The organism is Bacillus sp. ES1-5, from assembly GCF_022487605.1.
Taxonomy (GTDB): Bacteria; Bacillota; Bacilli; order Bacillales; family Bacillaceae_G; genus Bacillus_A; species Bacillus_A wiedmannii.
In genome coordinates this window covers 145,188-163,488 of the sequence record NZ_JAKVPU010000009.1, presented here as the reverse complement: position 1 = coordinate 163,488, position 18,301 = coordinate 145,188, and the positions used below count along the sequence as shown (strand labels likewise).

Annotated in this window: 16 protein-coding genes and 1 pseudogene; 10 read left to right on the top strand and 7 right to left on the bottom strand. The window is 34.1% G+C overall.

Annotated features, from left to right (window positions below; translation table 11 throughout):
* The first annotated feature begins 12 nt into the window (after nt 1-12).
* The 7 genes and pseudogenes from MKO96_RS23740 to MKO96_RS23715 all read left to right on the top strand — a co-directional run bounded on the left by MKO96_RS23740 (nt 13) and on the right by MKO96_RS23715 (nt 8,088).
* A complete protein-coding gene (locus MKO96_RS23740) occupies nt 13-759 on the top strand; it encodes a C39 family peptidase (protein WP_240588878.1) in 747 nt (248 codons plus the stop codon).
* A 234-nt stretch (nt 760-993) separates the two neighbouring features.
* Nucleotides 994-2,037, top strand: a pseudogene (locus MKO96_RS29645) (HAMP domain-containing protein); the annotation flags it as partial.
* Nucleotides 2,029-2,976, top strand: coding sequence for a methyl-accepting chemotaxis protein (locus MKO96_RS29640; RefSeq protein ID WP_437435021.1), 948 nt, complete (start codon nt 2,029-2,031; stop codon nt 2,974-2,976). The pseudogene MKO96_RS29645 and the gene MKO96_RS29640, both read left to right, overlap by 9 nt.
* 78 nt (nt 2,977-3,054) lie before the next feature.
* Nucleotides 3,055-4,656 (top strand): sensor histidine kinase, encoded by a 1,602-nt coding sequence (locus MKO96_RS23730; RefSeq protein WP_240588876.1) that lies wholly within the window; start codon nt 3,055-3,057, stop codon nt 4,654-4,656.
* Complete coding sequence (locus tag MKO96_RS23725; protein ID WP_087979378.1) at nt 4,653-5,360, top strand: response regulator; 708 nt, start codon at nt 4,653-4,655, stop codon at nt 5,358-5,360. Before MKO96_RS23730 ends, MKO96_RS23725 begins: the two co-directional genes overlap by 4 nt.
* A gap of 122 nt (nt 5,361-5,482) precedes the next feature.
* Nucleotides 5,483-6,829, top strand: a complete 1,347-nt coding sequence (locus tag MKO96_RS23720) for a 2-hydroxycarboxylate transporter family protein (protein ID WP_000512714.1) — start codon at nt 5,483-5,485, stop codon at nt 6,827-6,829.
* A 59-nt stretch (nt 6,830-6,888) separates the two neighbouring features.
* On the top strand, nt 6,889-8,088 hold the full coding sequence (locus MKO96_RS23715) for an NAD(P)-dependent malic enzyme (RefSeq protein WP_240588875.1): 1,200 nt from the start codon (nt 6,889-6,891) through the stop codon (nt 8,086-8,088).
* A 297-nt stretch (nt 8,089-8,385) separates the two neighbouring features.
* On the opposite strand, the gene MKO96_RS23710 is transcribed toward MKO96_RS23715, so the two are convergent.
* On the bottom strand, nt 8,386-8,910 hold the full coding sequence (locus tag MKO96_RS23710) for a DUF4871 domain-containing protein (RefSeq protein WP_240588874.1): 525 nt from the start codon (nt 8,908-8,910) through the stop codon (nt 8,386-8,388).
* Nucleotides 8,911-9,093: 183 nt separating this feature from the next.
* Here MKO96_RS23710 and MKO96_RS23705 point away from each other — a divergent pair, with 183 nt between their 5' ends.
* On the top strand, nt 9,094-10,494 hold the full coding sequence (locus tag MKO96_RS23705) for an RNA-guided endonuclease InsQ/TnpB family protein (RefSeq protein WP_240588904.1): 1,401 nt from the start codon (nt 9,094-9,096) through the stop codon (nt 10,492-10,494).
* A 50-nt stretch (nt 10,495-10,544) separates the two neighbouring features.
* On the opposite strand, the gene MKO96_RS23700 is transcribed toward MKO96_RS23705, so the two are convergent.
* Complete coding sequence (locus MKO96_RS23700; protein WP_240588873.1) at nt 10,545-11,471, bottom strand: DMT family transporter; 927 nt, start codon at nt 11,469-11,471, stop codon at nt 10,545-10,547.
* Nucleotides 11,472-11,591: 120 nt separating this feature from the next.
* On the opposite strand from MKO96_RS23700, the gene pdxR reads away from it, so the two are divergent.
* Nucleotides 11,592-12,992 carry a MocR-like pyridoxine biosynthesis transcription factor PdxR gene (pdxR, locus tag MKO96_RS23695; RefSeq protein WP_240588872.1) on the top strand — a complete coding sequence of 467 codons (1,401 nt, stop codon included), beginning with the start codon at nt 11,592-11,594 and terminating at the stop codon, nt 12,990-12,992.
* 32 nt (nt 12,993-13,024) lie between these two features.
* Here pdxR and MKO96_RS23690 read toward each other — a convergent pair whose 3' ends face one another.
* The 3 genes from MKO96_RS23690 to MKO96_RS23680 all read right to left on the bottom strand — a co-directional run bounded on the left by MKO96_RS23690 (nt 13,025) and on the right by MKO96_RS23680 (nt 15,883).
* Nucleotides 13,025-13,537, bottom strand: a complete 513-nt coding sequence (locus MKO96_RS23690) for a GNAT family N-acetyltransferase (protein WP_000351216.1) — start codon at nt 13,535-13,537, stop codon at nt 13,025-13,027.
* 145 nt (nt 13,538-13,682) lie between these two features.
* Nucleotides 13,683-15,146, bottom strand: coding sequence for a sensor histidine kinase (locus MKO96_RS23685; protein ID WP_240588871.1), 1,464 nt, complete (start codon nt 15,144-15,146; stop codon nt 13,683-13,685).
* A gap of 65 nt (nt 15,147-15,211) precedes the next feature.
* Entirely contained in the window at nt 15,212-15,883 is a 672-nt protein-coding gene (locus MKO96_RS23680; RefSeq protein WP_240588870.1) for a response regulator transcription factor, read from the bottom strand.
* A gap of 329 nt (nt 15,884-16,212) precedes the next feature.
* Here MKO96_RS23680 and MKO96_RS29425 point away from each other — a divergent pair, with 329 nt between their 5' ends.
* Complete coding sequence (locus MKO96_RS29425; protein ID WP_001068388.1) at nt 16,213-16,335, top strand: hypothetical protein; 123 nt, start codon at nt 16,213-16,215, stop codon at nt 16,333-16,335.
* A 359-nt stretch (nt 16,336-16,694) separates the two neighbouring features.
* Here MKO96_RS29425 and MKO96_RS23675 read toward each other — a convergent pair whose 3' ends face one another.
* Complete coding sequence (locus MKO96_RS23675; protein ID WP_240588869.1) at nt 16,695-17,201, bottom strand: GNAT family N-acetyltransferase; 507 nt, start codon at nt 17,199-17,201, stop codon at nt 16,695-16,697.
* A 230-nt stretch (nt 17,202-17,431) separates the two neighbouring features.
* Entirely contained in the window at nt 17,432-18,238 is an 807-nt protein-coding gene (gene fdhD, locus MKO96_RS23670) for a formate dehydrogenase accessory sulfurtransferase FdhD (protein ID WP_240588868.1), read from the bottom strand.
* Between the last annotated feature and the right edge of the window lie 63 nt (nt 18,239-18,301).

The window sequence follows — 18,301 nt, the reverse complement described above, 5'->3', positions numbered from 1 at the left end:
AAGGGCGTGAGAGTGATACGGAGATGGAAGTGGTATATATGTATGGCTTTACTAGCTATAGCAGTATGGAATGTATATACAAATGGAATTACAAAGTATGTGGAGAAGTTAACATTCTTTAATATACAAAGCGGAAAAGAGACAGAGTTTAGTAATAATGATGAAAAGGTCATCTTATCGAATGTACCTTTAATTCAGCAATTACCAGAGCTAGATAGAGGCTGTGAAGTGACTAGCTTAGCGATGATGTTACAATATGCAGGCATTACAGTGGATAAGATGAAATTAGCAAATGAAATAAAGAAAGTTGATTTTATGAATGATGGTGTACGTGGGAATCCGAATGAAGGATTTGTAGGAAATATTTATACCTTTTCTGAATCTGGATATGGTGTATATCATGAGCCACTTTTTCAATTAGCGAAAAAGTATTTACCTAATAAAGCTGTGGACTTAACAGGGAAGAGTATAGAAGAACTTTATAAGAGTGTAAAATCAGGACAACCGGTAGTTATGATTACGAATGCAACATTTGCGCCATTAGATGAAGATGAATTTACTACATGGGAAACAAATAGCGGAGATGTTTCTATTACGTATAATGAACATTGTGTAGTGCTGATTGGATACGATGAAGAGTTTGTATATATTCGGGATCCTCTCGAGGATAGCCTAGATGTAAAAGTGCCGAGAGGAAAATTTGAAAAGGCATGGATGCAAATGGGGAGTCAGGCGATTAGTTACGTGAAAAGCAATTAGTAAGGAAAGAGATGTAAGGAATTGTAAGAGGAGTTTTTGTTAAGAAATAAGAGAACTTCAGCTTATTATATAAGCTGAAGTTCTCTTATTTTTTATGATTAAATCTTTAGAAGTAGTGAATATGTAAAAATGCATAATTGACAAAAAAATTACATGTTATCATTATATATTGTTTTATATATGTTAATTGTATAAAATTACACAAGTATTCACATTACATAAAGGAGGCTTATTATGCAAAAAATATTTAACTGGGTTAAATGTATGAGTATCAAGAAAAAATTAATCATTTCATTTTTTCTTATTTTAACTATACCAGGACTTATTATCGGTGGTGTTTCATATCAAACTGCTAAAACAAATTTTGAACAACAAATCACAGGTAAAGCAAAGGAAAACATTTCGATTTTAAATACTGTTATTTCTCAAAATATAGAAGAGAAATTTGTTGATGCAGCATACTTTGCAGACATTTTAACAGAGGATACATATCCAAACGGGCAAGAAGAAATAGTAAGAACGAAGTTAGCACAATATATAAAACTTCATCCAGAAGTAGAAGGCATTTATATTGGAACGCAGACGGGAAAGTTTATAAGAGAACCATTTATCCAAATGGCTGATGGATATAATCCAACAGATAGATCTTGGTATAAAGAAGCGCATGAAAATAAAGGGAAAGTAATTGTTACTGCACCATATCAATCAGCATCTACTAAAAATATGGTAGTGACAATTGCTAAAGAAGTAAAAGATGGTAAAGGTGTTATAGGAATTAACTTAAATTTAGATAACATCTTAAAAATTTCCAAAATGATTAATATTGGTGAAAAAGGTTATGCAGTTATTTTAGATCAAAATAAGCAAATTGTTAGTCATCCATCTAGAAAATCAGGTGCAAAAGTTACTGATCCTTGGATTAAACCAATTTATGAAGATAAACAAGGAAATGTGTCTTATACAGAACAAGGTGATAAAAAGAATTTAATCTTTGCAACAAATGAAAAAACAGGATGGAAAGTAGTTGGAGTTATGTTCGACGAAGAAATTACCCAAGCTGCGAATCCAGTGTTTTATAAGACTTTGATTGTCATTGCTATCGCTATTGTATTTGGTAGTGTATTAATTTATTTCATTACAAAGTCTATTACAAGACCATTAAGAAAAATAGCTGACTCGGCACATAAAATTAGTAAGGGAGATTTGACAGAGAAAATTACAATCGATTCCAAGGATGATATAGGGAAATTAGGGAATTCATTTAATGAAATGTCTGCCTCTTTACAAGATGTGATTACTCAAATTAGTTTTTCAGCAGAGCATGTCGCTGCATCGGCTGAAGAGTTAACAGCGAGCGTACAGCAAGCAAATGATGCGACAGATCAAATTACAATTGCAATGGAACAAGTATCAGGTGGGGCTGAATCACAAAGTCAAGGTGTTGAAGAAGGTGCGGCTACATTACAACAGGTAAATACAGCAATTCAAGATGTAACTGGAAGCGCGGAATCAATTTCTATCTCCTCATTACATGCGAGAGAAAGAGCTGAAGAAGGGGAAGAATTGGTTGAACAAACAGCAAAACAAATGCAGTCTATTTCTAGATCGGTATCCGAGTCAGATGCTATTATTAAACTTCTTGATGAGAAATCAAAGCAGGTAGGAGCTATTTCTGAAGCGATTCAAAACATCGCTACTCAAACGAACTTATTAGCTTTAAATGCGGCTATTGAAGCGGCAAGAGCAGGTGAACAGGGCCGAGGGTTTGCTATTGTAGCTGATGAGGTTAGAAAATTAGCGGAGCAATCAGGAGAATCATCTGGAGAGATTGCAAATTTAATCGCAGAAATTAAGGCGGATATTGAACATACTGTTAAGGCGATGGATAATGTGAATGGAGAAGTTCAACAAGGCCTTGATGTTGTAACAAAAACGAAAGCAAGTTTTACGGAAATTTTAAGTTCTACTACACATATTGTTTCTCAAGTTAATCAAATGGTAGAAACAACGAAGAGAATTGCTGGAGATGCAAATGAAGTGACAAATGCTATTGATGAAATTGCAGCGGCTGCAGAAGAAAATACAGCTAGTATGCAAAGTGTTGCTGCTTCAACAGAAGAACAAGTGAATTCAATGGAAGAAATTAGTTCAGCTTCGCAAAACTTAGCTGGGATGGCCGAAGAACTACAAGCGATGACTAGTAAATTTAAAGTATAATAACAGCAGATAAGTAAGGTGATATTATTTTCACCTTACTTATTTTTCTATTCAGCAATTAGGGGAGTCATTAACGGGATGAAAAAAAGAAAAAGACTATGGAATTTATGGAAAACGATTACATTATTAGTTTGTACAGTTGTAATTTTTTCTTTACTTGTGACAGATATATTAATTAGTCATAATGTAGAACGGACGACGGAGGATAGCCAAGCAGAGAAAGCAAAAACAATTGCACACATTGTGGCGAATGATTCAATTGTAATCGATGGTTTGATTGGGAAGGCAGATACTTCTGCAATCCAAACGCATACAAATAGAATATTAAAAAACACAGGTGTTCAATTTATTGTAGTTATGGACATGAATGGAATAAGAAAATCACATCCAAATCCTCAAAAAATAGGCCATCATTTTATTGGGGGAGATGAAGGGCCTGCACTGAAAGGAAAGGAACATGTATCGCTGGCAGAAGGAACTTTAGGTATTTCAATGCGAGTGTTTGTACCTGTATTTTCTGAAACAGGTGAACAACTTGGAGCGGTGGCCGTTGGTATTTCAGCAGATAATGTAAAAGAGAGAGTTAAGGAAAGTAGACATATCATTTATATTGGTGTCGGAGTTGGAGTACTAGTCGGAATTATAGGAGCAATATTGCTAGCTAGACATATAAAGAAAAGTTTATTCGGTCTTGAACCTCACAGGATAGCGAAAATTCTTGAAGAAAGAAATACGATGCTACAATCTGTAAAGGAAGGTATTATTGCTGTAGATAAAGAAGCAAATGTAACTTTAATAAATAATGAGGCAAAACGATTGTTTAAGAAAAGTGGTCTTGAAGAAGATTTTATCGGTAAAGATGTTGAGTTGTATATGCCTAATTCACGTATAAAAGAAGTATTACAAACGGGAGAGGTACAATTAAACGAAGAACAAAATATTTATGGAATTACGATTGTGACGAATCGTGTTCCTTTATATGTAAAAGGAGAAATAGTTGGTGCAATTGCAACATTTCGTGATAAAACAGAGATTAGAAAATTAGCAGAAGAATTAACTGGTATTAGGCTATATGCGGAAGCATTACGGGCACAATCGCATGAATTTATGAATAAAATGCATGTCGTATTAGGGCTTACACATATGAAGCAGTATGAAGAATTACAGAAGTATATAAGCGGTATGGTATCAGAGCATCAATATGAAATTGGTGGGGTTATGAAAAGAATAAAAAGTCCAGTATTTGCTGGCTTTTTACTTGGAAAGCTTAGCTATGCTAGAGAAAAAAATATAAAATTAATCATAAGTGAAGACTCTTACATGCCGGAAATGGATGATGAAAGTATTACTCATGAACTGATTACGATTGTCGGAAATTTAATTGATAATGCATTTGAGGCAGTGACGAATTGTGAAAAGAAGCAAGTTGAAGTTGAGATACAATATGGGGATACATTAACCATTACAGTACAAGATACGGGAAAAGGTATACAAGAAGAAATAGGGGTATTATTTACGAAAGGTTATTCCACAAAGGGAGATAACCGCGGTTATGGTTTGTATCTTGTAAAAGAAAGTATACAGCGAATAAATGGGGAAATTCATATGCATTCATTAGTAGGAAAGGGAACAACGATAACAATTGAAATACCTAAAGGTAGGGATGAGAGGCAAATATGATTAAAGTTTTAATTGTAGAAGATGACCCGATGGTAGCAATGTTAAATACGCATTATTTAGAGCAAGTAGGAGGATTTGAACTTGTTCAAGCAGTTAACTCCGTTAAAGAAGCTATAGAAGTATTAGAGGAATCACGAGTAGATTTAGTATTACTTGATATTTTTATGCCTGAAGAGACTGGGTTTGAGCTTTTAATGTATATTCGGAATCAAGAAAAAGAAATCGATATTATGATGATTTCAGCTGTACATGATATGGGGAGTATTAAAAAAGCATTACAATATGGCGTAGTAGATTATTTAATTAAACCATTTACATTTGAACGATTTAAAGATGCATTAACTATATATCGAGAAAAACTTACTTTCATGAAAGAACAACAAAAAATTAGTCAATCGGAATTAGATTCGTTAATTTTACAAAAAGAAAAAAGAGAGCCTACTGTCACTAAAGAGCTCCCGAAAGGATTAACGAAGCAAACGTTGCAATTAATTTGGCAGAAGATCGAGTCGCTGAATGGACGAGCGTTTACAACAGATGAAATGGCACAATTAGTAGGAATTTCAAGAGTTTCTATTCGAAAGTATGTAATGTTTTTGACTGAAATTGGAGTGTTAGAAAACGAAATGGTGTATCAGCATGTGGGAAGACCTGTAAGTAAATTAAGATGTGTTGATCAAAATAAAATAGGTTTTTACGTATAAGCGACTTATTATAAGTCGCTTATACTTTTTTTAATTACAAAACCAATTACAAAACTTACAAAAACTATTTTTACTATTGAAAGCGTTTTAATATTGTTATTAAGAAAACAAGGGGGTGCCATATGGGAATTCAAAAGAATGTGGAAGCGGTATCATTCGCTGAAGGAAATGAATTGAAAAGTGAATCTTTCGCTTCTAAAATTATGAACGTTAAAATCGGTGTTATACCTTTACCGTTATATGTAGTATTGGCTGCTATTATTTATGGGGCATCTGTATATAATAAATTACCAGCAGATATGATTGGTGGTTTTGCAGTTATTATGATCATGGGTATTTTCTTAGGTGACATTGGAATGAGAATTCCAATTTTAAAAAATATCGGTGGTCCAGCAATTCTCTCATTATTTATTCCATCATTACTTGTATTTTTTAACTGGATGAATCCAGCTTCAATGGAAGCTGCGACTATGTTAATGAAAAAATCGAACTTTTTATATTTATATATTTCTTGTTTAGTAGTCGGAAGTATTTTAGGAATGAACCGTAAAGTGTTAGTACAAGGTTTCGTTCGTATGTTTATTCCTTTAGTAGTAGGGACGTTAGCTTCTGTAGCAGTAGGATTATTGGTCGGTTCACTATTCGGGTTTGAAATGAAGCATACATTCTTCTTTATTATCGTACCAATTGTAAGCGGTGGTATTGGAGAAGGGATTTTACCATTGTCACTAGCGTACAGTGACATTTTAAATGAATCATCAGCAACATTCGTATCACAGCTTATTCCAGCAGCTATTATTGGGAATATGTTTGCAATCGTGAGTGCAGGGTATATGAAGCGTTTAGGTGAGAAGAGACCTGAGCTTAGTGGTAATGGTGTATTAGTGAAAACAGACAATCAAGCAGAATTATTAAAAGAACAAAATACAGAGAAGCCAATTGATTTCTCATTAATGGGAGCAGGTTTATTAATCGCATGTACGTTCTTCATCTTCGGAGGATTTGCTTCTAAGTTCATCGGTATTCCTGGGGCAATCATTATGATTTTCTCAGCAGCACTTGTGAAATACTTTAAACTAATGCCAGCAAAAATGGAGCAAGGAGCATTCCATTTATATAAATTTATTTCAAAGAACTTAACTTGGCCGTTAATGGTCGGATTAGGATTGCTATATATTCCGTTAAAAGACGTAGCAGCAGTTCTTTCTGTAGGATATGTTGTTGTTTGTGCATCGGTTGTTCTTACAATGGTAGCATCAGGTTTTCTTATAGGAAAAGTGATGAAAATGTATCCAGTTGAATCAGCGATTGTAACTGGATGTCATAGTGGTTTAGGTGGTACTGGAGATGTTGCTATTTTATCAGCTTCAAATCGTATGGAATTAATGCCTTTCGCACAAATTTCGACGCGTTTAGGCGGGGCAGCAATGGTTGTAACAGCGACAATCTTATTAACAATGTTTTCATGATCAAACAAGCTAGCTATATTCATATAGCTAGCTTGTCAAATTAAGGGGAGATTATAAGTATGTTAGAAAATCAAATTAATGAAAGATCATTGTTATTGCATAAAGAGTTGGTAGGGAAAATTGAGATTACAAGTAAGGTAGAAGTTAATACAGCGGATGATTTAAGCCTGACTTATACACCAGGTGTAGCGGAGTCTTGCAAAGCAATTGCAGCAGATGAAGAAACAGCGTATGACTATACAGCGAGAGGGAATATGGTTGCAGTTGTTTCAGATGGAACAGCAGTACTTGGTTTAGGGAATATTGGACCGAAAGCGGCTATGCCTGTTATGGAAGGGAAAAGTATTTTATTTAAAAAGTTTGCGAATGTAGATGCTTTCCCGTTATGTTTAGGTACGACTGATGTGGATGAAATCGTTACCCTTGTGAAAAATTTAGAGCCTACGTTTGCAGGTATTAATTTAGAAGATATTGCAGCACCACGTTGCTTTGAAATTGAAAAACGATTAAATGAAGAAACGAATATCCCTGTATTCCATGATGATCAACATGGAACAGCTATTGTCGTCTTAGCAGCTGTTATTAATGCATTAAAAGTTGTAAGTAAACAAATGGATAATGTGAAAATTGTTATTAACGGTGCGGGTTCGGCAGGAATTGCAATTGGAAAATTATTATTAAAAGCTGGTGCAAAACACATTACGTTAGTTAGCTTAGAAGGTATTGTTTGTGAAGGTGAAACATGGATGAACGAAGCGCAAATTGAAGTTTCAAAGAAGACAAATCGAGAATATGTGCGTGGAACGTTAAAAGAAGCGATTCATCAGGCTGATATCTTTATTGGCGTATCTGCGCCTAACGTATTAACGAAAGAACTTGTAAAGACGATGAATGAGAAAGCAATTGTGTTTGCAATGGCAAATCCAATTCCAGAAATTTTCCCAGAGGATGCATTAGAGGCTGGGGCAGCTGTAGTAGGAACCGGGCGCTCGGATTATGTGAATCAAGTAAATAATGTATTGGCGTTCCCAGGGATATTCCGTGGTGCGTTAGATGTGCGTGCGACTGATATTACAGAAGAGATGAAATTAGCGGCAGCATATGGAATCGCTAACATCATTACGGACGAAGAACGTAATGCGAATTATGTAATCCCGAATCCGTTAGATAAAAGAGTTGTTCCAAGTGTTGCGGAAGCTGTAGCGAAAGCAGCCATTGATTCAGGTGTGGCGCAAATTATGAAAATACCAAGTTATTAATAGCTAAAAGCAGTGCCTAAAAAGGCACTGCTTTTTTGAGATAAGAAATCAAAATAATGAAGAAGTGTAAAATTATTTATTTGTGTGTCTTCACTATTTATTTAATTCCATTGCAACTTGTTTACCATTTACTAAAACCTCAGTTACTGCTACGATCACTTCTATCATTTTTTTCATCTCTCATCTCTCCTCGTGTCATTTCTTACTTTAAGTATAAGAGAAGAGAGATACTTACACTATCGAAGTATATGACGTAGAAATTACATTGTTGTAAGAAAGTGTTTTAGTTTTGTCACTTTACTCAGCGGTAATTACAAACTGATCATAATATTTTTCATTCACATATATATTTAATACCCATAATCCAGATGAAGGTAGTGACATAGTGAGAGGGAGTTCGTTTGTAGTAGAATCAATTGTATTTGAAGTAGTCCAAGTTGGTTTGGAAGTTTTTTGTTGAAAGAGTACGGGTGTTGGAGTTATTGATCCTTGTTTTAGTGCAATAATAGATAGTTTTCCAGTTGGCATTTCAGGATCTAAAAAGTACCACATCATTTCACTTTTTTCATTTGCGATAATAGGACTATCAGCCATTGCGATTTTTTCTTCGATGCCTTTTAAAGGTATTTTTTCTTGTATGAAGGAGGGTGTTTCTTCCCAATTTACATCTTTTAAAACGCTAAGATGAAAGAAGGAAGGTGCATTAACTTGAGTGGATGACGTTGCGATGGCTTCTTTTTTAGGTGCTTCTGAATCAGGTTGCGCTTGTGTGCATCCAGCGATGAGAAAAGAGAAAAGTAGCATAGTTCCAATTTTTTTCATGGTGTCACACTCCTAATTTTTATTGTTAGTGTAATTGTATTTGCTAGAAAGCGGGACAATTCCTTTAAAGTATAAAAAGGGGTCGTAAGTTTTGTACGACCTCTTTTGACATTTTCTATCATGCCTTTCGAGAGGACTCCCACCTCTAAACGTAAGTGAAGGTGGTGAGGTGAATCGAAAGAAATATTTTATTTTCAAGAATGTTGTCATAACGCTAAGAATATGTACAACACCACAAACTTTTATATACGCCAGGTGTACACTGGATTAACACAAGAAAAAGAGTTGCAGCCTTTGCAAAAAGAAGTTCTGGATAATATTCATAAAAATATTGGTAAGATGAATGAAACACAACTTCTTGCCTATCGGAAGAAATTAGAAAAAGAGAAATTAAAGCCTAAAGAAGAACAGAAAGAGATTAAATGTAATTTGTTTTCAGAACCTAATTTTGAAAAACCTTATGTAGATTACAACTTTCTAGATGCACTATTTAAGGCTATGATTCAAAATGATTATCGAGCTTTGCCTACGCAATGTAGCCAGTCAATCATGAAAGGTTTGTTCCAAAATTGGAAATCTTTTTTTGCTAGTTTAAAAGACTATAAAAAGAATCCAAACAAATATGCTGGAACGCCTAGGATTCCAAAGTATATTCGTTCTTCTGAAAAAGAGATTCTGTATACAAACCAAGATTGCATCATTAAAAACGGTAGATTTTTAAAGTTTCCAAAGACGAAATTGCAATTAAATATTGGGAAACTAGGTTTCACTGAAGGTAAACTGAAACAAGTTCGTGTGATTCCAAAATACAATGAATATGTAGTGGAATTGGTAATTGATGTTCCTTCTGAACAACAAATTATTGAAGAGAATGCTCGTTATATGAGTATTGATTTAGGTATTGATAACCTTGCAACCATCGTAACAAACACAGGTATGAAACCTGTCCTTGTTAAGGGCAAACATGTCAAAAGCATAAATCAATATTACAACAAAATGAAGAGTCATTTTACAAGCATTCTTAGAAATGGAAAACAAACTAATGAAGGACCTTTTAATTCTAAAAGGATAGAAAAACTTCATCAAAAACGTTACTTGAAAATAAAAGACATCTTCCATAAAGTTAGTCACCATATCGTAAAACTAGCTCAAGAAGAAGTTTGTAAAATTGTTATTGGTCAAAACAAAAGTTGGAAACAAGAAACGAATATGGGAAAAAGAAATAACCAATCGTTTTGTCATATCCCACATAGTTTACTGATTCAAATGATTACATACAAAGCAAATGCTGTAGGCATTCAAGTTGTTGTAACTGAAGAATCATATACATCGAAAGCAAGTTTTCTGGATAACGACTTCATTCCAACGTATGGAGAAAATGACCAAAATACAACTTTTTCAGGAAAACGAATAGAGCGCGGCATATATCGTTCAGCAAATAAAACTTTAATTAATGCAGATGTAAATGCTGCGGCTAACATTTTACGAAAAGTAATCCCAAATGCATGGACAAATGGGATAGAGGGGTTAGGCGTGAAACAGCTCGCTAATGTGTTAACTCCCCTGACGTTAATCGTCCGTTAGGTCGAAACGTTAGAAACCCCCACTTCAAGCTTTGCTAAGTGGGGGAGTGTTCATATTTGTTCAGTTGTAAAAGTCGGTTCGTTCTCTTTTTGTGGCATCGTTAAGAAAATAACAGAAAGAACGATACATACGCCGCCTAATAATTGATATGCTCCAAAGGATTCATTTAGCCAAGCGATTGAAACGATGGCAGCTACAAGTGGTTCAATGCTAGATAAAATGCTCGTTTCTGTTGCTGCTAAATATTTCAGACTACCGATATAAAGGAGGAAAGAAAGAGTGCCACTTATGATGATAAGAATAAGCATAGAAAAAGTTTTTGGTGTAAAAGTTTGTGAAAGCTGATTCCATTCAAACGAGCGATTACAAATAAGTAGGGCAATGCCACCGATTAACATCCCCCAGCCAATTACTACAGTTGTTCCGCATTCTTTAATAAGAGAAGCTGGATGAAGGGTATAAAATGCAAAGCCAATTGCTGTTAATAGGCCGAAAATAATGGCTTCTTTCGATAAAACAATATTTTCAATTGAACCGTTTGTAATAATAAAGTACGTTCCCGTTAGGGCAGTTATAATTGCGAGTAGTTGCATAGAAGCAGGGAATTTTCTTTGTCCAAATGCGACATAAATGGTAATAAGAACAGGACCTAGAAATTGAAATAATGTCGCTGTGACCGCATTACTAATATGAACTGTTTCGATAAAGGCATATTGCGCACCGAGCATGCCGAGAATAGAGAAAATAATAAGTTGTATAGAATGTCTAGGATGTTTCCAAATTTGAAATATGTTTTGTTTCTTTATAAGCAAGAAAGATAAAATAAATATTCCCGCAAGCAACAAGCGAATTGTTAAAAAATCAATTGATGATACGTTAGTATGTTGAAATAGCCACTGAATCATCGGGCCAGATAATCCCCATAAGGTAGCTCCTGAAATAATCATAATGAGTCCAATCCGTCTATTGTTGTTCATAATCATGCATCCCCTCTCGAGTATTTGATTTTTTATGTGTGACATGATACAAGGAATTATATATAACTTCTGGTACTGTAAAAAGTATCAGATTTTAGTTTTTTTAAGGGGTCAGATATTATGTTAGAATTAACGCCTAATTTAAATACGAAAAGTAAAATAGCATTGTATGTGCAATTGTATGAGTATATAAAAAAAGAGATTAAAGATGGAACGATTCCGGCTTTTACAAAATTACCTGCTAAAAGAAAGCTGGCGAGCTATTTACAAGTGAGTAAGAACACAGTAGAAGCGGCTTACGAGCAATTACTTGCAGAAGGTTATATTGAATCGGCATCGAGAAAAGGTTATTTTGTATGCAAAATTGAACAAATGATTTATGTAGAAGGAAGCGAAGCGAAAGTAGAAGAAGTATCGTTTCGGGAGGAGAACTATAAATTTGATTTCACCCAAACAGGGGTTGATACGGATACTTTTCCGTTCACTATGTACCGCAAGCTTATAAATGATGTATGGCAGCCACATAATAATGAGTTGCTTTTTCTTGGACACCCTCAAGGAGAATTGAGCTTAAGGGAGGAAATTACGAGCTATTTGTATGAATCTAGAGGTGTGCGTTGTTCAGCTAGTCAAATTGTATTAGGGGCGGGAACACAAATATTAGTGAAGTTACTTTTTCAGTTGTTGAAGGGAAGTAATTATGCAGTTGAAAACCCAGGTTATCATAGGAAAATGGTCGTTTTTGAACAGGGAGAAAAGAAGGTTCAAATGTTGTCTTTAGATAGGGACGGAATTTGTATGGCAGATTTAGAAAATAGCGATGCAAATGTTGTATTTGTAACTCCTTCTCATCAGTTCCCATATGGAATGATTATGCCTATTACGAGAAGGACGCAGCTTTTACAATGGGCAAAGAAAGAAGAAGACAGGTATATTATTGAAGATGATTACGATAGTGAATTTCGTTATTCAGGAAAGCCAATTCCGGCACTGCAAGGGTTGGATACAGATGGGAAAGTTATTTATATGGGGACGCTATCAAAAGCTTTGTTACCCTCATTACGGATGAGTTATATAGTATTACCGAAGAATGTAATTGAAAAGTATCAAAAGGAATATTTATTTTATACGCAAAGTGTTTCAAGAATGGACCAAGAAGTGATAAGAAGGTTTTTAAATGAAGGCTATTGGGAAAAACATATTCATAAAATGCGTGTCGTTTACCGAAAAAAGAGGGATCGACTTGTTTTTGAAATAGAGAAGTATTTCTCTAATCGTGTTGAAGTGATAGGAGAAGATTCTGGATTACACATTTTATTACAAGTGCATAATGGAATGCGAGAAGAAGAACTAATTAAAGAAGCTGCAAAATATAGTATTAAAATATATCCTGTTTCTACGTACTATAAAGACGGTACTGCGCCTGAAAATGTAGTTTTACTTGGGTTTGCGATTTTATCAGAAGACGAAATTGCGAAAGCGATTCAATTATTACATAAGGCATGGTATACAAGAAAGTAAAAAACATCCTCCAAGCATGAGGATGTTTTTTATTATTTATTTTCATCTAAGAATAAGACCATATGCTCTTCGTCCCAATACTGTCCGTTATATTTCAGTGAACGTTCTTGTACACCGAATGTTTTAAAACCTAATGATTCATAAAGTTTCTTCGCACCATCGTTGCCAACAACAACATCAAGCATAACTTGTTCTACTTCTAAAGATTTAGCAAGTTCAAGACATTCTTTAATAAGTGCTTTTCCTGCTCCAAGTCCGCGTGCTTTTGGAGACACATATACAGAACCGATTTTAGCTTTATGTTCTTGTTTTACATATGGTTTCGTTTCCAGCGTTGCAACTCCGATTAATTGTCCATCTTTAAATGCACCTAGCGTATAGTTTTCATCTTGTGCTAATTTTTGTGCTTTATATTCAATCGCACACTCTTTATTAATAATATCTTCATAAGAAGAGCTGAAAGCTTCAGGGTTTTGCTTTAATCCTTCTACACGAAGTTCTAAGTAAATTTCTGCTTCGTCTTTTGTTAATACATGGATATCCAATTATATCACCCTCCAAATCTTTGCAAATGTACCTTTATTTTATATTGAAATAAGAATAATTTCAAAAGCTTAGCTTATATTAGCTGATTTTATGAACAAAATAACACCAGTAGTGTTTACTACTACTGGTGTTTTCACACGCATCTTATTCAAAAGGTAGCTCGATTCTAAAGTTTGTTCCTACTCCTAATTGGCTTGTTACTAGGATGGAACCGTTATGCAATTCTACAATTTCTTTTGCAACAGCTAGCCCGATACCTTTTCCTCCAGTAGCTCTCGTTCTGGATTTATCAACACGATAAAAACGATCAAAAATATGCGGGATATCTTCTTCAGGAATACCTTCTCCCTCATCGTCTACATTTATTGTAAAAGAATCTGTTTCCGTGAGTACACGTATCGTAATAGATGTGTTTTCTGGCGAATGTTGATAAGCATTGTGTAATAAATTTAACATAACTTGTTCCATACGTCTTTCGTCTATGCAAACTTCTAAATCATCTTTGCAATATACATGGAGTTGCATTTGTTTGTTAGTTAATGTTGTTTTTGTTTTTTCAACCATTCGTTCTAAAAATGGTTTAAGGATCACTTTTTGTTTTTTTATAACAAACTGATGTTGTTCTAATTGCACTAGCATAAATAAATCTTGGACGAGATCGGTTACACTATCTGTTTCATCTTCAATGATTTGTAAGTATTCTTCACGCTCTTCTTTCGTTAAAGAGTCCCTCTTTGCTACCTTCGCATAACCTTTCATATAGGTCAATGGAGTTAATAGTTCATGGGCAACACTAGCGAGAAATTCATTTCGTTCTTTTTTCATATAAGTCAGTTCACTAGATAAATCTTCAATCGTTTTTGCTAAGCTGCCAAGCTCATCGTTCCGTTTAATACCTAATTGAATGGGTGTATTTAATTTTGACATTTTTTCTGTTGCCCTCTTCATTTTTATAAGCGGCTCTGTAATAACACGAGAAAAAACAAAGACAGAAATAGTCGTTAAAATAATTGTCACAACACTAATGATAAGAAATTGATTCATAAGTTTAAGTAACATATTTTCTAAGAAAGATGTTTTTAATAACATATATAACTTTCCTTGAAACTCTTCTGTGTTAAGTGGGCTTACCGTTGTGATGAATTTTGATTTTTTCCAGTTCTTTTCGACAACTAATCCGTTTGCTGGAATAGGTTCTGTTTTACAAGTAAGCTGTTTTTGCATTGCTTTTGTTACAGGTTCTGAAGTGGAAATAATTTTGCCATTATCGTCCGTTATAATGATAGCTATATCAGAGTTAGCAATTGCTTCTGATTCGACTAAGTGTTCAGCTTCAGTGTTGATATCAAACTCGGGGTATACAGCACGTTTAGGCCGTTTACTGTGTTCAGCGCTTTCTGTGAGTTTCTTTTCTTTAGAATATGTATTCCACTTGGCGCGGTTTTTAATCATGCTACTATAGCGATTACCCTTTTCTAAAAGAGCAAGTGTTTCCTCCTCAATGCGCATGTTTGAAATGCTTTTGTAAAAAGATACGAAAGCAATTGTTTCAATACATAAAGCTAGTATTAAAAAGTATGTCCCAATTTTAAGTGAAAGTTTACTCATTTTCTCACCATACCTTATTTCATATAAAGGGTCAGTGGTATACTATTGTCCACTGACCGAAGTAATTATTCACTTTTCCATTTATATCCGACTTTATAAACAGTTTCTAAGTAATTTTCAACTGGAAATCCTTTTTTACGTAATTTATCGCGGATATTGCGAATATGTGAATCGATTGTTCTATATTCAATGTCTGTTTCATAACCCCAAATTTTTTCAATCAAATCATCTCGGCTATAAGCACGGTTTGTATTTAGTAAAAATAGTCCAAGTAACGAAAACTCGATAGGCGTTAGTGAGATTTTTTCATCATATACTGTGACAGTATGTTTCGTTTTATCCCACTCGATACCATTGAAGCTAACAAATCCATCTTTCTTTGTACGGCGTAATATAGCCTCAATGCGTGCGACTAATACATGCTCATCAAAGGGTTTTGTAATATAGTCATCCGCGCCCATAGTGAGGCCTTTCACCATATCGTAATTTTGATTACGAGCTGTTAGCATAATAATTGGAACGTTGGAAATTTGACGGATTTGATAGCAAGTATCCCATCCATCCATGTTCGGCATCATAACATCTAATAAAATAATATCGAAGTCTTTTTGTTCTACTAACTTTAGTGCTTCAAGACCAGAGGTAGCTTTCATACAAAAATAGCCACGAGGACTTAAGAACAAATCTAATAATCGTAACATGCGTTCTTCATCGTCTACTAATAAAATTTTAACCATAATCTTGTGCACCCCAAACTTTTCATTCTACTTGTATAGTTTACATGAAAATAATAAAAAACTCTTTTTATGTGATTGAGTCGAAGAGTTATTTTTCGCTTAGAGTAATTGACATAAAAAATGCACTAGTTTTGCACAACTATTTTTTATAATAGAAAACGTAGCGACACAAAATACCCTATGTTGCGACATAACGTCATGTCATTTTATTTATAAAATGACAATTCCATTCTATTGTGTATGTGAGATAGAGAGGGTTTTCGTATTCACCTCGCATCGGATAAGAAAAATTTCCTATCTCACACTTTTTTTAAAAGGAGATCATACACATGAATCCAAAAGAAGAAATTTCAAAAAAAGAAAAGCAAGATCGTAATACGGTTGTCATGTGCATTGCCGTATCTATGGTTATTATTATAAGTTGTGTAAATAAAATTTTGGGGATTTTATAATATAAAAAAGCTTATTGCTTCTTAAGAAGCAATAAGCTTTTTTCGTTATTAAGGGAATAGTTCTATATAATAAACCAAGGTAAAATTGCTAACCCAGAAGTTACAATCGCTGTAGTAAATATTAAAAGCATAGCTCGTTTGTTTTGTTTCATGTCACATTCTCCTCTATCTATCAATTGAATGCTATACGTTCATTTCATAATTGGTGCCTCACTAATTAAAGTGTCACTTTATACTTTTAGTATAAGGAATGGAAAGGTTTGGTACGATCGATAAAGGTGACATGAAGATTACATTGTTGTAATGAAAAAAGCACCTTCCTTAATAAGAAGATGCTTTTAAAAAACTATATTGAAGTATTAATCATTTAAGAACAGAACCATATGTTCCTCGTCCCAATATTGACCGTTATGTTTTAATGAACGTTCTTGTACGCCGTAAGTTTGGAAACCTAATGACTCATATAATTTTTTTGCCGCATCGTTACCAACTACAACATCGAGCATAAGTTGTTCTACATTTAATTTATCGGCATTTTCAATAATTGCTTTAATTAGAGCTCGTCCTGCTCCAAGGCCACGCGCTTTTGGGGAAACAAAAACGGAACCGATTTTTGCTTTATGTTCTTGTTTAATGAAAGGCTTTGTTTCTAAAGTAGAAATGCCGATTAAATCGTTATCTTTGAAGACCCCTAGAGTATACTTATCCGGATTGCTTAATCGTTTTGCCATAGCAGCTACAGGATCCTCATGTTTAAGAACATCTTCATAAGAAGAGCTAAAAGCTTCCGGGTTCTTCGTTAAACCTTCCATACAAACTTTTAAATATATTTCTGCGTCCTCTGTCGTTAATAAGCGAATTTCCATAGTTATAACCTCCTTGGTCGATTTCAAATCAAATAAATCCATTACTTCTATAAGATTGTGTATGCGTTTTGTTAACAGTCTCTTTTAATTTGTAAAAGAATGAAAAGATATATGCTACAATGTTTTGTTTTTAATATGTAATGAAATTATATATTAACTTCATTAACTATTCAAGCGTTTAATATATTACATTTTTATAACTAAAATAACTCCTCAACCGAGGAGTTATTTTAGTTATTCGATTGATAACCATCAATTCGATGTGGATGTGTGTAAATATTGCAAGATTCATTTCTAATAAATCCTACGACTGTAATGCCTAAATCATGAGCGAGTTGTAATGCTAATTTTGTTGGAGCGGATTTAGATAGAACCATTTCACATCCGATTTTTGAAACTTTGAGTAAAATTTCGGATGAAATACGCCCACTAAATGCAATGATTTTTCCTTTAACAGATATATCGTTGCGCAAACAATGGCCATATATTTTATCTAATGCATTATGTCTTCCGATATCCATTCTTGATAGGAGGATATTGTTTCGATCACATAGCGCGGTATTGTGAACCCCGCCGGTTTGGCGAAAGGTAGTGGAAGATTGTTGTAAAGTATTCATTAAGTAAAAGCATTCTTCAGGAGTAATTTTTACATGTATATCATGTAAATCTTTTGCTTTTGCTGCATCGTTAACGAAAATAAAACCTTGTCTACCTTTTCCGCAGCAAGAAGTGATGTATCGTTTATTATATAAAGTTTGATAGAGTGGATTTACTTTTGATGATGTTACATGGACAATTCCGTTATCTTTTTGCATCCATAGTTTTTCAACATCTTTATAGGAAGCAATAATTCCTTCAGAAATTAAAAAACCAATTACCATATCTTCAATATAATTTGGTGTGCATACGACTGTTACATATTCTTCACCATTTAATTTAATAGTAATAGGAGATTCTGTAACAATCTCATCCAGTTGTTTTGAAAATGTACCAGATTGATAGCGTACAATTGTATAAGTCTCTTGCGTAGGCCCCATATTTAATTCCCCTTTTATATGTATTTCTCTCCCATATTTATCATAAAACAATGGGGAAATAAA

Coding starts and splice junctions, on each gene's coding strand:
- MKO96_RS23720 (WP_000512714.1), top strand. CDS start 5,483: ATGGGAATTCAAAAGAATGTGGAAGCGGTATCATTCGCTGAAGGAAAT.
- MKO96_RS29425 (WP_001068388.1), top strand. CDS start 16,213: ATGAATCCAAAAGAAGAAATTTCAAAAAAAGAAAAGCAAGATCGTAAT.
- MKO96_RS23730 (WP_240588876.1), top strand. CDS start 3,055: ATGAAAAAAAGAAAAAGACTATGGAATTTATGGAAAACGATTACATTA.
- MKO96_RS23700 (WP_240588873.1), bottom strand. CDS start 11,471: ATGAACAACAATAGACGGATTGGACTCATTATGATTATTTCAGGAGCT.
- MKO96_RS23715 (WP_240588875.1), top strand. CDS start 6,889: ATGTTAGAAAATCAAATTAATGAAAGATCATTGTTATTGCATAAAGAG.
- MKO96_RS23725 (WP_087979378.1), top strand. CDS start 4,653: ATGATTAAAGTTTTAATTGTAGAAGATGACCCGATGGTAGCAATGTTA.
- fdhD (WP_240588868.1), bottom strand. CDS start 18,238: ATGGGGCCTACGCAAGAGACTTATACAATTGTACGCTATCAATCTGGT.
- pdxR (WP_240588872.1), top strand. CDS start 11,592: ATGTTAGAATTAACGCCTAATTTAAATACGAAAAGTAAAATAGCATTG.
- MKO96_RS29640 (WP_437435021.1), top strand. CDS start 2,029: ATGTCTGCCTCTTTACAAGATGTGATTACTCAAATTAGTTTTTCAGCA.
- MKO96_RS23675 (WP_240588869.1), bottom strand. CDS start 17,201: ATGGAAATTCGCTTATTAACGACAGAGGACGCAGAAATATATTTAAAA.
- MKO96_RS23685 (WP_240588871.1), bottom strand. CDS start 15,146: ATGAGTAAACTTTCACTTAAAATTGGGACATACTTTTTAATACTAGCT.
- MKO96_RS23680 (WP_240588870.1), bottom strand. CDS start 15,883: ATGGTTAAAATTTTATTAGTAGACGATGAAGAACGCATGTTACGATTA.
- MKO96_RS23710 (WP_240588874.1), bottom strand. CDS start 8,910: ATGAAAAAAATTGGAACTATGCTACTTTTCTCTTTTCTCATCGCTGGA.